This window comes from Amycolatopsis mongoliensis (genome assembly GCF_030285665.1).
GTDB classification, from domain to species: Bacteria; Actinomycetota; Actinomycetes; order Mycobacteriales; family Pseudonocardiaceae; genus Amycolatopsis; species Amycolatopsis mongoliensis.
Map to the genome: position 1 here is coordinate 10,533,421 of NZ_CP127295.1, position 13,817 is coordinate 10,547,237.

The 13,817-nt window shown below is 72.1% G+C and carries 11 protein-coding genes and 1 pseudogene; 6 read left to right on the top strand and 6 right to left on the bottom strand.

Annotated features, from left to right (window positions below):
* Positions 1-90 precede the first annotated feature (90 nt).
* The 4 genes and pseudogenes from QRX60_RS50165 to QRX60_RS50180 all read left to right on the top strand — a co-directional run bounded on the left by QRX60_RS50165 (position 91) and on the right by QRX60_RS50180 (position 3,852).
* Positions 91-1,377 (top strand): MFS transporter, encoded by a 1,287-nt coding sequence (locus QRX60_RS50165; RefSeq protein ID WP_285998510.1) that lies wholly within the window; start codon positions 91-93, stop codon positions 1,375-1,377.
* Positions 1,378-1,446: 69 nt separating this feature from the next.
* A pseudogene (gene argS, locus QRX60_RS50170) lies at positions 1,447-3,169 on the top strand (arginine--tRNA ligase).
* Positions 3,170-3,181: 12 nt separating this feature from the next.
* A complete protein-coding gene (locus QRX60_RS50175) occupies positions 3,182-3,571 on the top strand; it encodes a PPOX class F420-dependent oxidoreductase (protein ID WP_285998511.1) in 390 nt (129 codons plus the stop codon).
* On the top strand, positions 3,568-3,852 hold the full coding sequence (locus tag QRX60_RS50180; protein ID WP_285998512.1) for a putative quinol monooxygenase: 285 nt from the start codon (positions 3,568-3,570) through the stop codon (positions 3,850-3,852). The genes QRX60_RS50175 and QRX60_RS50180 overlap by 4 nt, the downstream gene beginning before the upstream one ends.
* Here the strand turns inward: QRX60_RS50180 and QRX60_RS50185 are convergent.
* Positions 3,822-4,421, bottom strand: a complete 600-nt coding sequence (locus tag QRX60_RS50185; protein ID WP_285998513.1) for a TetR/AcrR family transcriptional regulator — start codon at positions 4,419-4,421, stop codon at positions 3,822-3,824. The genes QRX60_RS50180 and QRX60_RS50185 overlap by 31 nt on opposite strands.
* A 61-nt stretch (positions 4,422-4,482) precedes the next feature.
* Between QRX60_RS50185 and QRX60_RS50190 the strand changes: the two genes are divergently transcribed.
* Positions 4,483-5,196: an SDR family NAD(P)-dependent oxidoreductase gene (locus QRX60_RS50190; protein ID WP_285998514.1), complete on the top strand. Its 714-nt coding sequence runs from the start codon at positions 4,483-4,485 to the stop codon at positions 5,194-5,196.
* Positions 5,197-5,358: 162 nt separating this feature from the next.
* Here the strand turns inward: QRX60_RS50190 and proB are convergent, their stop codons facing one another.
* The 5 genes from proB to QRX60_RS50215 all read right to left on the bottom strand — a co-directional run bounded on the left by proB (position 5,359) and on the right by QRX60_RS50215 (position 11,744).
* Positions 5,359-6,468, bottom strand: coding sequence for a glutamate 5-kinase (gene proB, locus QRX60_RS50195; protein WP_285998515.1), 1,110 nt, complete (start codon positions 6,466-6,468; stop codon positions 5,359-5,361).
* The gene (obgE, locus tag QRX60_RS50200; RefSeq protein ID WP_285998516.1) at positions 6,465-7,925 is read right to left on the bottom strand and encodes a GTPase ObgE; all 1,461 of its coding nucleotides are present in this window, start codon (positions 7,923-7,925) and stop codon (positions 6,465-6,467) included. The genes proB and obgE overlap by 4 nt, the downstream gene beginning before the upstream one ends.
* A gap of 107 nt (positions 7,926-8,032) precedes the next feature.
* The gene (gene rpmA, locus QRX60_RS50205) at positions 8,033-8,290 is read right to left on the bottom strand and encodes a 50S ribosomal protein L27 (RefSeq protein ID WP_285998517.1); all 258 of its coding nucleotides are present in this window, start codon (positions 8,288-8,290) and stop codon (positions 8,033-8,035) included.
* Between the two features lie 38 nt (positions 8,291-8,328).
* Complete coding sequence (rplU, locus tag QRX60_RS50210; protein WP_086678418.1) at positions 8,329-8,643, bottom strand: 50S ribosomal protein L21; 315 nt, start codon at positions 8,641-8,643, stop codon at positions 8,329-8,331.
* Positions 8,644-8,807: 164 nt separating this feature from the next.
* Positions 8,808-11,744: a translation initiation factor IF-2 N-terminal domain-containing protein gene (locus QRX60_RS50215; protein ID WP_285998518.1), complete on the bottom strand. Its 2,937-nt coding sequence runs from the start codon at positions 11,742-11,744 to the stop codon at positions 8,808-8,810.
* A 535-nt stretch (positions 11,745-12,279) separates the two neighbouring features.
* Here QRX60_RS50215 and QRX60_RS50220 point away from each other — a divergent pair.
* A complete protein-coding gene (locus QRX60_RS50220; protein WP_285998519.1) occupies positions 12,280-13,731 on the top strand; it encodes a S8 family peptidase in 1,452 nt (483 codons plus the stop codon).
* Positions 13,732-13,817 lie beyond the last annotated feature (86 nt).

Below are 13,817 nucleotides of genomic sequence, written 5' to 3' on the forward strand. Positions count from 1 at the left end.
GAGGGCCGGACTCCGGACGGTGGGAACCTTTCGCACCGCGAACGAATGTGGCAAAGTCCCGTTGCACCTTCGGGTGACATGGAGGCCGCCATGACCGAGTCCGCCGTGCAGGTGACCCACCGTCACCGGATGCCGGTGCGCAAGCTGTTCGCGGCGAGCGCGGGCAATGCGCTGGAGTGGTTCGACTGGACGATCTACGCGACGTTCAGCATCTACTTCGCCAGTGCGTTCTTCCCGGCCGGCAACGACACGCTCGCGCTGATCAACACGTTCGCCACCTACGCACTCGCGTTCTTCTTCCGCCCGCTCGGCGGAATCCTGCTCGGGCGCTTCGCGGACACGCGCGGCCGCAAGCCCGCCATGATCCTCACCATCTTGCTCATGGCCGGCGGCTCGGTGGCGATCGGGCTGCTGCCGACGTTCTCGCAGGTGGGCTGGCTGGCGCCGATCCTGCTGCTGCTCGCCCGCGTCGCACAGGGACTGTCGCTCGGCGGTGAGGTGTCGAACGCGTCGGCCTACCTGGGCGAGATCGCGCCGCCGGAGCGTCGTGGCCGGTACTCGGCGTTCTTCTACATCTCGACCGGGACGGCCGTGCTGATCGCGACCGTGCTCGGGTTCCTCCTCTCCCGCGGGCTGGACAAGGCGCAGCTCGCGTCCTGGGGCTGGCGGCTGCCGTTCCTGCTGGGCGGCGTCTTCGGCCTGGTCGGGCTGTGGCTTCGCCGCAGCATCGCCGAGACCGAGCTGTTCGAGCAGACGAAGACCAAGGCGCGGAAGCTCGAGCGGCCGCTGCTGACGACGCTGACGCACCACCCCAAGGCCGTCGGCAGGCTCGTCGGCTTCACGATGCTCTCGACCCTCTGCTACTACACGTTCTTCAGCGCGCTGACGTCGTTCGCGGTGAAGAACCGGCACGCCGACGCGGACGCCGTGTTCCTCGCGCTGTCCGTCGGCACGGCGTTGTTCATTGCCCTGCAGTACCCGATGGGCGCGCTCGCGGACCGGGTCGGGCGGAAGCCGCAGCTGCTCGTCTGGTCGGGGGTGACCGCGCTCGTCGTCGTGCCGCTGTCCACCTTGATCGGCCCGAACATCGGCGGCCTGCTCGTCGTGTTCTGCGTCGGGCTCGGGCTGTACACGGCGATGACGTCGATCGCGCCGGCCATCATGAGCGAGCTGTTCCCGACCGAGCTGCGCGGGCTGGGGATCGGCGCCTGGTACAACCTGACCGTCGCGATCTTCGGCGGCACCGCACCGCTGCTCATCACCGTCTTCGGCGCGGTTTCGCAGACGCTCTACTTCTGGTACGTCGCGGCCGGCGCGGCGATCGCGTTCGCCGTCATCCTCACGCTGCCCGAGACCAAGGGCAGCGAGCTGCGGTAAACCCTTCGTCACCGGCCGGTCACGCTCGCTACGCTGCGGGCTCCAAGACCGAGCCGAGGGAGGGACACCGTGCAGACCGCCGACGTTACCGAGGAGCTGGCGCGCCGCGTGGTGGGCTGCCGCGGGCAAGGCACTGCAGGTCGAGCTGACGCCGGAGCAGGCGCTGATCCAGGCGTCGCCGCGCGAGGGCGTCGACTACCAGGGCAACCTCGCGATGAGCCTGGGCAAGCGGCTCGGCCGCCCGCCCCGCGAAGTCGCGACGTTGATCGCCGGCGCGCTCGAGCTGGACGGGATCGCCGACGCACCCGAAGTCGCGGGTCCGGGCTTCCTGAACTTCGTGCTGCGCAAGGACTGGCTGGAGACCCGCACCGCCGCGCTGATCGGCGACCCGCGTCTCGGCGTGCCCGAAACGACTGAGCCGCGGCGGATCGCGCTGGACTACAGCAGCCCGAACGTCGCGAAGGAGATGCACGTCGGGCACCTGCGCACGACGGTGATCGGCGACACGCTCGCGCGCCTGTTGCGCTTCGCCGGGCACGAAGTGCTGCCGCACAACCACCTCGGCGACTGGGGCACGCCGTTCGGCATGCTCATCGAGCACCTCCTCGACGTCCCGGCCGGGGACCGCGCCATCGCCGACCTCGACGCGTTCTACCGCGAAGCGCGCCAGAAGTTCGACGGCGACGAAGCGTTCGCGACCCGGGCACGCAAGCGCGTCGTGCTGCTGCAGAGCGGCGACGAGGAAACCCTGGCCGTCTGGCGGGAGCTCGTCGCCGAATCGACGCGGCACTTCGACGAGGTCTACGCCCTGCTCGGGATCACCTTGACGGACAAGGACATCTACGGCGAGAGCTTCTACAACCCGTACCTCGCCGCGGTGGTCGACGACCTCGAGCAGGCCGGGCTGACCGAGGTCAGCGACGGCGCGGTCTGCGTGTTCCCCGAAGGGTTCCGCAATCGCGAAGGCGACCGGCTGCCGCTGATCGTCCGCAAGCGCGACGGCGGCTACGGGTACGCCGCGACCGACCTGGCCACCGTCCGGTACTGGACGGCCGAACGCGGCGCGACCGACCTCCTCTACGTCGTCGGGACCCCGCAGGCGCAGCACTTCGCGATGGTGTTCGCCGTCTGCCGCACCGCCGGCTGGCTGACCGGGCACGCCGAGCACATCGGTTTCGGCACGGTGCTGGGCGCCGACGGCAAGACCATGCGGACCCGGTCCGGTGACACGGTGAAGCTGGCCGACCTGCTCACCGAAGCCGTGACGCAGGCCGCCACGGTCGTCGCCGAACGCAGTGAGATCGACGCGGCGGGGCAGGCCGAAGTCGCCCGGGCGGTCGGCATCGGCGCGGTCAAGTACGCCGACCTCTCCGGCGACCGCGAACGCGACTACGTCTTCGCCTGGGACCGGATGCTCGCCAAGGAGGGCAACACGTCGGTGTACCTCCAGTACGCGCACGCGCGGACGCAGTCGATCCTGGGGAAGGCGGGCGGAGTGCCCGGCGGTGCGGAGATCCTGCTGGACGCACCGGCCGAACGGGCGCTCGCGCTGAAGCTGCTCAGGTTCGGCGAAGCGCTGAAGGCCGCGACGGACGGCTACGCGCCGCACAAGCTCTGCACGTACCTGTACGAGACCGCGGTCGCGTTTTCCCGCTTCTACGACGATTGTCCGGTCCTCAAGGCGCCGAACCCCGAACTGCGCGCGTCCCGCCTGAGGTTGACTACGCTGACCTCGCAAACGTTTGCGCTCGGGCTCTCCCTGCTCGGCATCGAAGCGCCCGACCAGCTCTAGCGGGAGACCACTGTGGAACTACCCGGCGATCTGCTCGCTCTGCTGCGCGAGCCCAGCCTCTGTTTCCTGTCGACGGTGATGCCCGACGGCTCGCCGCAGCTCACCCAGACCTGGGTGGACACCGACGGCACGCACATCCTCGTCAACACCGTGCTGGGACACCAGAAGCAGCGCAACATCGAGCGTGACCCGCGGGTGGCGCTCAACGTCGCCGACCGCGACCGGCCGTCGCGCTACTACGCGATCCGCGGGCGCGTGCTGGAGATGACCGAGGACGGCGCGGCCGAGCACATCGAGAAGCTGGCGCAGCGCTACCTCGGCGGCCCGTACCCGTGGTGGGGCGGCCGGGACCAGACGCGGCTGCTGCTCACGATCAAGCCGGATCGGATCACCCCGGCGTGATCATCGTGGCCGGCTGGCTCGCGGTCGCGCCCGAGGACCGGGACGCCTACCTCGAGAGTTGCGTCGAGGCCGTCCGTCTCGCGCGGGAAGCCCCCGGCTGCCTGGAGTACGCGCTGGGTGCCAACCTGCTCGACCCCGGCCGGGTGACCGTGTACGAGCGCTGGGAGTCCGATGAGGACCTCGAGCGCTTCCGCGGCGCCGAGCCGTCGGACGAGCAGGCGGCGCGGATCCTCGACGCGTCGGTGGCGCGCTACCGGATCTCGGCGGTCGAGGCGCCGTGATCGGCTAGCAGCGCCACCAGTTCATCGGCCAGGCCGCGGCCGACCGGCTCCCGCGTCGCGAGGAGCCGGTACCAGAGCGTGCCGAACACGACGTCGATCACCGTGCCGGCGTTGACTCCCGCGGGCAGTTCCCCGCGCTCGCGGGCGCGGTCGACGATGACGCCGAGCGCCTCACGGCGGCGGTTGAGGAAGTCTTCGCGGAACCGCTTGCCGAACTCGGGATCGATCTGCGCCTGCGCCATCAGCGCGCGCAACGTGTCCGCGACCTGCGCTTTCTCGCCCAGCTCGAACGTGCTGTCCAGGAACCCGCCGAGGTCGGCGCGGAAGGTCCCCTCGTCGGGGATCGGCACGTACAGGTCCGCCTTCGTCGCGAGCGCGTCGAGCAGGACGTCGGCCTTCGACGGCCACCAGCGGTAGATCGTCTGCTTGCCGACGCCGGAGCGCGCGGCGATGCCCTCGACGGTCAGCGCGCCGTAGCCCGCCTCCGCGACCAGGTCGAGCGTGGCGGCGAGGATCGCCAGCCGGCTCTGTTCGCTGCGCTTGCGGCCGGGACGGGACTGGTCGGTCATGGGATCCGATGGTAGCGTCAATTTCGAAACGAGACGTACCGGTTCGAAATGGGGAACGAGCATGAGCATCGCACTTGTCGCCGGCGGCACCTCGGGCATCGGCCTGGCGACCGCGCGACGGCTGCAGCGCCAGGGTTACGACGTCCACGTCACCGGGCGCGGCAAGGAGCGCCTCGACGACGTCGCGGCGAGCGACCCGCAGCTCACCGGGCACCAGGCCGACGGCGGCGACGCCACGGCGATGGCCGCGCTGGCCGAGACGCTCGGCACGGTCGACGTGCTGGTGGTGAGCCTGTCCGGCGCCGAAGGGATGGGGCCGATCGCGGAGCTGGACCTGGCGATGCTGCGCCGGGCCTTCGACGCGAAGTTCTGGGCGCACCTGACGACGATCCAGGCGGTGCTGCCGCACCTGGCCGAGGCCGGGTCGATCACACTGCTGGGCGCGATCAGCGCGCACGCGGCCATGCCGGGAACGGCGGGCATCGGCGCGCTCAACGCGGCGGTGGAAGCGCTGGTCAAGCCGCTGGCGGTCGAGCTGGCGCCGCGGCGGGTGAACGCGGTTTCGCCGGGGGTCGTCGACACGGCCTGGTGGAGCGGCTTCCCGGCGGAGATGCGCGAGGGATTCTTCGCGCAGACGGCCGCTTCGATCCCGTCGCGCCGCGTGGCGACGGCGGACGACGTGGCCGAGGTGGTGGCACTGGCGGCGACGAACCGCAACCTGAGCGGCACGGTCCTGGAAGCCGACGGCGGCGCTCGCCTGGTCTCGGTCGGCTGACGCGAATCGCGTGATCAGAGAGGCATCACGCGTGTCCGGAAGGGCATCGCGCGTGATTGGGAGGGCATCACGGTGATGCCCGCTCAGTCACGCGAGATGCCCGCCGGATCACGCGAGACGCCTCTCGGATCACGGGTGATGCCCGCTGGATCACGGGCGGGGTCAGCGGCGGAGGGGGACCAGGTCGTCGGCGTGGACCACTTCGCGGCGCTGCTCCTCCGGGAGCTCGTGCGTCGACCGGCCGACCAGCTCCGGCAGCTCGGTCGCGTCGAACGCCACCACTCCGCGGGCCACCGCGCGGTCCTTCGCGTCCACCAGGTCGACCACGTCGCCGGCCTGGAACTCGCCCTCCACGCCCGTGATCCCCGCGGCCAGCAGGGATCGGCGGCGGCGGACCACCGCCGTCACCGCGCCGTCGTCCAGGCGGAGCTTGCCCGTCGTGTCCGCCGCGTAGCCCAGCCAGAACCGGCGGGCCGACAGGCGCGTGTCCGCCGGGGCGAACGCCGTTCCCGGGGACGCCGTCGTCAAGGCCGCGGAGGCTTCCGAAGCCGCCGCCAGCAGGACCGGGATGCCCGCGCCCGCCGCGGTGCGGGCCGCCGCGAGCTTCGACACCATGCCGCCCGTGCCGAGGCCGGAGCTGGACATGCCGACCGAGATTCCGTCCACATCGGACTCCGAGAGGACCTCGGTGAGCTTGCGGGTGGCGCCGTCGCGGGGGTCGCCGTCGTAGAGACCGTCCACATCGGACAGCAGGATCAGCGCGTCCGCGCCGATCAGGTGGGCCACCAAGGCGGCCAGGCGGTCGTTGTCGCCGAACCGGATCTCTTCCGTGGCCACCGTGTCGTTCTCGTTGACCACCGGGACCGCGCCCAGCGCCAGCAGCCGCGAGAACGTCCGCTGCGCGTTGCGGTAGTGCGACCGGCGGACGACGTCGTCGGACGTCAGCAGCACCTGGCCGACCGTCAGCGAAAACCGCCCGAACGACTCCGCGTACGCGTGCGCCAGCGCCAGCTGGCCGACGCTCGCCGCCGCCTGCTGCGTGGCGAGGTCGCGAGGTCGCTTGCCGAGGGACAGCGGGGCCAGCCCGGCCCCGATCGCGCCCGATGAGACGAGCACGATCTGGGTGTCCCGGGCGACGCGGTCCGCGATCGCGTCGACCAGCGCGTCCAGCCGGGCCACGTCGAGCCCGCTGCCCGCGGTGGTCAGCGCCGACGAACCGACCTTGACGACCAGACGGCGGGCGGACGCGATGGCTTTCCGCGTGCCGCTCACGCGTCGAGGTCCAGGTCGTCGCCTTCCGGCTCGTCCGGGCCGTCGCGCCGGATCCGGCGGGCTTCCTTGCGCTCGGCCGCGCCGACCCGGTCGTGGTTCTCGAGGCGGACGTCGGTGCCGCGGCCGGACAGGTGCATCGCGACGCTGGGCGTCGACGGCTCCCACTCGAACTGGACGTCCCCGATCGTGACCGGGCTGCCCGGCCGCGCGCCGAGCTTCGCCAGCTTGTCCTCGACGCCGAGGCGGTTGAGCCGGTCGGCCAGGTAGCCGACGGCCTCGTCGTTGCCGAAGTTGGTCTGGCGGATCCACCGCTCCGGGCGGGCGCCGCGCACGATGAACGCGCCCTCCTCCTCGGGGTCGACCTCGACGGTGAACCCGGTGTCGTCGACGGCGAGCGGCCGCAGGACGATCTTCTCCGGCTCCAGCACCGGCTGCATTTCGCGGTACTGCTCGACCACCTTGGCGAGCGCGAAAGTCAGCTCCCGCAGGCCCTTGCGCGACGCCGTGGAGACCTCGAACACCTGCAGGCCACGGGCTTCGAACTCCGGCCGGACGAACTCGGCGAGCTCGGCGGCCTCCGGGACGTCGATCTTGTTGAGCACGACCACGCGCGGGCGCTCCTCGAGCTTCCCGCCGAGACCCGGCGTGTACTTGGCGAGCTCGGCCTCAAGAGCGTCCACATCGGACACCGGGTCGCGGCCCGGCTCCAGCGTGGCGCAGTCGACGACGTGCACCAGCACCGCGCAGCGCTCGATGTGGCGCAGGAAGTCGAGCCCCAGGCCCTTGCCCTCGGACGCGCCGGGGATCAGGCCGGGCACGTCGGCCATCGTGAACACCGTCTCGCCGCCGGTGATGACGCCGAGGTTCGGCACCAGCGTGGTGAACGGGTAGTCGGCGATCTTCGGCTTGGCCGCGGACAGCACCGAGATCAGCGACGACTTGCCGGCGGACGGGAAGCCGAGCAGGCCGACGTCGGCGACCGAGCGCAGCTCCAGCACGAGGTTGCGGGCCTCACCCGGCTCGCCCAGCAGCGCGAACCCGGGAGCCTTGCGCGCCTTCGACGACAGCGCAGCGTTGCCGAGCCCGCCGCGGCCGCCCTGGGCGGCGACGAACGTGGTGCCCGGGCCGATCAGGTCGGCGACCATCTCGCCGTCCTCGGTGAACACGACGGTGCCGGACGGCACCTTCATCACCAGGGTCTCCCCCGCCGCGCCCGCGCGGTTGCCGCCCTGGCCCATCTTGCCGCTGCCCGCCTTGGCGTGCGGGCGGAAGTGGAAGTCGAGCAGGGTGTGCACGTTCGGGTCGACGACCAGCAGGACGTCGCCGCCGTTGCCGCCGTTGCCGCCGTCCGGGCCGCCGAGCGGCTTGAACTTCTCGCGGTGCACCGAGGCGCAGCCGTTGCCCCCGTCACCGGCGGTCAGGTGGATGACCGCTCGGTCCACGAACCGGGACGCCATGACTTGCCTCACTTCACTCAACGAAAGGGTACGAACAAAACAAACGAGGGGTGGCACCGGATATTCCGGCCCCACCCCTCGTCAGAGGTCTAACGACGACCGAAGGCTCAGGCCTCGGCCGGCACGATGTTGACCGTCTTGCGGCCACGCTTCTCGCCGAACTGGACCGCACCGGTGGCCAGCGCGAACAGCGTGTCGTCGCCGCCACGGCCGACGTTCACGCCGGGGTGGAACTTGGTGCCACGCTGGCGGATGAGGATCTCGCCCGCGTTGACCTGCTGGCCGCCGAAGCGCTTGACGCCGAGGCGCTGCGCGTTCGAGTCACGACCGTTGCGGGAGCTGGACGCACCCTTCTTGTGAGCCATAGCTCAATCCTCTTTCTTGCGAAGATCCGGAGAAGTTCTTACAGGGAGATGGCGGTGACCTCGACGCGGGTCAGCTTCTGCCGGTGACCCTGACGCTTGTGGTAGCCCGTCTTGTTCTTGAACTTGTGGATCCGGATCTTCGGACCCTTGGTCTGCTCGACGACCTTGCCGGTGACCGAGACCTTCGCCAGCGCGTCGGCGTCCGTGGTGACCTCGCCACCGTCGACGTACAAAACGGCGGGGAGGATGTGCTCGGTGCCCGGCTCGCCCTCGAGCTTCTCGACCTCGACGACGTCGCCGACGGCCACCTTGTACTGCTTGCCGCCGGTCTTGACGATCGCGTACGCCGACACGGAAGTCTCCTGCATTACTCGACAATGGGTGGGGGCTTGCGCAACCGGCCCACCTGATGGAACGGGTGGTCCAGGACTCGCGCAGGCGACCTGCTCTGGTGGCAGGCCGTACTACAGGTTACGTGGGGTGCCCCGGTGCGTTACCACCGGGGTCCCCTAGTCGTTCACTGGCTCTGGTCGGACGCGTGCACCGGCGGACCCGCCGGGCGCGACGCGGCCCGGCGCGACCGGCGCCGGGTGGGACGCGCGGCCGGTTCGGGCACGCTGACCTCGGGTTCGGCGACCGGCTCGGCGGCCTCCGAAGATCCGGTGACCGGCTCTTCGGCCGGCTCCGGCGCCGAGGTCCGCTCGACGGCAGGCTCCTCCAGCGGCACCGGGGTTTCGTCCGCCTCGGTGGTCACCGGGACATCCGCGACCTCGGTGGCCGGCTCGGCGACGGCCTCCGAAGACGCCACGGCCTCGGCCGGGTCGGTCACCTCCGGGACGGGCCCGGTGCCGTTCAGCGCGCCGTGGTCCTGGTCCTTGGCCGCCTTCGAGGCGTTGGCCACCGCGGCCACCGCCGACGCGACCGACGCGCGCTGCTCCGGCGGCGGGACCGCGTGGACCTCGGCCTTGGCGGCCTCGGCCTGCTCCTTGGCGGCCTCGTCGCCCTTGCCGCGGCCCCGCGACCGGCGGGAGCTCTTCTCCCCGCCACCGCCGTTGCCGCCACCGCCGGTACCGCCGTTGCCGTTCCCGCCGTGGGAGTGCGCACCGCCGCCCGTGCGCTGCACCTCGGTCGAGACGAGCACGCCCCGGCCCTTGCAGTGCTCGCACGGCGTCGAGAACGCCTCCAGCAGGCCCGTGCCGATCTTCTTGCGGGTCATCTGCACCAGGCCGAGCGAGGTGACCTCGGCGACCTGGTGACGCGTGCGGTCGCGGCCGAGGCACTCGGTCAGGCGGCGCAGCACCAGCTCGCGGTTGGACTCGAGCACCATGTCGATGAAGTCGATCACGATGATGCCGCCGATGTCCCGCAGCCGGAGCTGGCGGACGATCTCCTCCGCCGACTCCAGGTTGTTGCGGGTCACCGTCTCCTCGAGGTTGCCACCCGAACCGGTGAACTTGCCGGTATTGACGTCGATCACCGTCATCGCCTCGGTGCGGTCGATGACCAGGTAACCGCCGGAAGGCAGCCAGACCTTGCGGTCGAGCGCCTTGGTGATCTGCTCGTCGATCCGGTGGTCGGCGAACGCGTCGCCGGTGCCGGTGTAGCGCTTGAGCCGCTCGGTCAGCTCCGGCGCGACGTGCCGGACGTAGTCGTTGATGGTCTCCCAGGAGCGGTTGCCCTGGATCTCCAGCTTGGTGAAGTCCTCGGTGAAGAGGTCACGCACGACCTTGACCAGCAGGTCCGGCTCTTCGTAGAGCATTGTCGGCGCGCCGCCCTTCTTGCCGGAACCGGCGGCGGCCTTCTCCTTGATGACGTCCCACTGGGCCTTCAGGCGGTCGACGTCGCGGCCCAGCTCCTCCTCGCCGATGCCCTCGGAGGCGGTGCGGATGATGACGCCCGCGTCCTCCGGGACGATCCGCTTGAGGATGTCCTTGAGCCGACGGCGCTCGTTCTCCGGCAGCTTGCGGGAGATGCCGGTGGCACCGCCCGCGGGGACGTACACCAGGAAGCGGCCGGGCAGCGAGATCTGCGTGGTCAGCCGGGCGCCCTTGTGCCCGACCGGGTCCTTGGTCACCTGGACCAGCACGGAGTCGCCGGTGGACAGCGCCTGCTCGATCTTGCGGGCCTTGCCCTCGAGGCCGGCGGCGTCCCAGTCGACCTCACCGGCGTAGAGCACGGCGTTGCGGCCGCGGCCGATGTCGATGAACGCGGCCTCCATGCTCGGCAGCACGTTCTGGACGCGGCCGAGGTAGACGTTGCCGACGATCGAGCCGGAGCCCGACTGCGTCACGAAGTGCTCGACCAGCACGCCGTCCTCGAGGACGCCGATCTGCGTCGAGTCGCCCTTCTCGGCGACGACCATCGTGCGCTCGACCGACTCCCGGCGGGCCAGGAACTCGGCCTCGGACAGGATCGGGGCGCGGCGGCGGCCGGCCTCGCGGCCGTCGCGGCGGCGCTGGCGCTTGGCCTCCAGGCGGGTCGACCCGCGGACGCTGCGCACCTCGTCGCGCGCCGGGCGCTCGCGCTCGGCCTGCTCGGCCTTGGCCTGGCGGACGTGGGTGACGGTGTTGGGCGGGTCGTCGGTGGTCTCGGCGTCGTCGCCGTCCGAGCCCTTGCGGCGACGGCGGCGGCGACGGCGCTTGCTGCCGCCTTCCCCCTCGTCGCTGTCGTTGTCCGACTCCGCGGCGGCTTCCTCGGCCTCTTCGGTGTCCGCTTCGGGCTTTTCGTCCCCGTTCCCGGCGCGGCTCTTGCGGCGCGGCTGCTCTTCGGCCTGGACGTCTTCGTTCTCGGCCTCGTCGCCCCCGTCGGCGCCCTTGCCGCGGCCACGGCCGCGACGGCCCCGGCGGCGACGGCGGCGGCTGCCGGCGTCGTCACCCTCGTCGTCCCCGGCGTCGAGGGCCGACGTGGTGTCTTCGGTCTCCTCTTCGACCGCCTCGAGTTCGGGGCGGGATTCGGGGCGGGCCTCCGGACGGGCTGCCGGCTCCGCGAACGGGTCGGCGGGCTTGCGGGCCGGCTTGACGGCCGCGGGCTCCGGCGGCAGGAAAACCGGCGACGGCGCGGCGAACACCGGCAGGTGCGCGCGGGTCTTCTGCCGCGGGCGCGGCTTCTCGGCCTCCGCGGCCGGCACCTCGGGCACCGCGGAGCGGCTCGGGGCCGGCTCGGCAGGCGCCTCGGCGGCGGGCTGCGGGGCCTGCGCGGCGGGCGCGTCGCCGGCGTCGGCCGGGGCGAAGGTCTCCGCCACCTTGAGCGCCACGTCCCTGGTCACGCTCGACTGCGCGCTGCGCACGGTTTCGCCCAGCTCGGCGAGCTTGGCGAGGACGTCCCGGCTGTTCTTCTCGAGCAGCTTGGCCAGCGCGTGCACCCGGATCCGGGCGGGCAGGTCGGCCAGCGGGCCGCTCGTGGGTGTGACGGGATTCCCGCCGGTCTGCTCGGCGGGTGTTTCCGCGTTCGACATGTGTCTCCTCCGCCCCCGGGCGCGTCTGCCGGTGCTCACCGGCAGGGACGCGGCCGCGCAGGGGCCCCTTTCTGTTCGTTCCGCCGTGGTGGTCACCAGCGACGGGAATCCTGGCCCGACGACCGGGCGCCGCGCCACCGCATCCGGCGGCGCGCAACCCGGTCAAAGGTCTGCTCGGAGTTGTGCGTCGGCACTCGCGGCCCCCGGGCCGCCCGCCACGTCGTCCAGCCGCCCGGTTCGCGGGCGGCGACGCGCGTCGTGCTGTTCGTGCACATCACCGGGCCACAACGCCGCAGGCAGCACCTCTCACGTGCGCCCCGCGGCCCAGCGGCCACCCCGAGTATCCCACACCGGGTGACTGCTCCGGTGTACTCGGTACCTCCGCCCACGCCGCCGGGCGCGCCGCGGGCCCACCGGCCGGGGGAACTTGGCCGCAGCGCTTGTCCGCCGGGCACGGGGTGGCTACCGTGCGGCTCGGGGTGACCGGGATCTCGCGCACCGGCACCCGCGGTTCCTGCATCCGGTGGGAGGTCCGGTGTCCCTGCTGGCGCGGCCCCTGCGGGCGGCCGTGTGCACCGTACTGGTGCTTTCGGGATGCGTCACCGCCGGTCCGGCGGCGGCCGACGAGCCCGGCTGCGGTCACGGCCGGAACCTGCGCTACGTCGTCACCTTCGACCGCGGCACGTCCGAGTCCGCCGCCCGCGCGCAGGTCACCGGCGCGTGCGGGGCCACCACCGTCTACTACCCGCAGATCGCCGTCGCCGTCGCCACCTCGGGCGACCCGGACTTCGGCGGGCGGATCGGGCTCGACCGGGCGTTCAGCGCCCAGGCCGAGCGGCTGGCCGCGCAGCGCGCCACCGAGGTCAGGCCGCAGCCCGCGCGGGCGACACTGCCCGCGACCGACCCCGCGAAGGTGCCCACCGCCGACCTGAGCGACCGGCAGTGGGACATGCGGATGATCAACGCGGGCCGCTCTCCGGCAGCCCCGGGCGTCTCCGGCGGCACCGACGTTTCGCACGGCAGCCGGGACGTCGTCGTCGGCGTCCTCGACTCGGGCATCGACCCCGGTCACCCGGACCTGAGCGCCGCCCTCGACCGCGACGACTCCGCCGGCTGCCTGACCGGCGCCCCCGACCGGTCCGAGTCCGCCTGGAAGCCGACGACGTCGGTGCACGGCACGCACGTGGCGGGGATCATCGCGGCGGCCGACGACGGGCACGGCGTGACGGGTGTGGCGCCCGGGGTCAGGGTGGCGTCGGTGAAGGTGATCGACGACCGCGGCTACGCGGACCCGGAGGCCGCGGTGTGCGGGCTGATGTGGGCGGCGTCCCGGCACATGCGGCTGACGAACAGCAGCTTCTTCGTCAACCCGTGGACGCTCTCGTGCATCCGCGGCGACGACCGCGGGGTGGTGCACGAAGCGCTGGCGCGCGCGGTCGAATACAGCACGTCGGCGGGCACGCTGAACGTCGCGGCGGCGACCAACGAGGCCGTCGACCTGACGCCGGCGGCGCGTTCCGGCTCACCCGCGGCGGGTGCGGGGTGCGAGGCGCTGCCGGCCGCGCTGCGGGACGTCGTCGCGGTGTCCGCCGTCGGCTCGGACCGGGTGAAGGCGGGCTACAGCTCGTACGGGCTGGGCGTGATCGATGTCACCGCCCCGGGTGGTGAGACGGGCGAGTGCGTGCTTTCGACGGTGCCCGGCGGGTACGCCCCGCTGTGCGGGACGTCGATGGCCGCGCCGCACGCCACCGGGGTGCTGGCGCTGCTGGCGTCGATGTACCGGGACGCCGGGCCGCGGCAGCTGCGGCGGACGCTGGACGCCCAGGCGATGCCGATGCCGTGCCCGGCCGACTACGACCTCACCGGGGACGGGACCCAGGATGCCTACTGCGCTGGGTACGAGGGGTTCAACGGCTTCTACGGGCACGGGATGGTGGACGCGCTGGCCGCCGTCGCGCCGCGGGGACGGCCCGATCCGGCCCGCTGAGCCGCTCCAGGCCGTGCGGGAAACCAGGACTCGCGTGGTTGCAGCCGGGACTCGCGTGATCGGAGGCGGAACTCGCGTGATTGGCG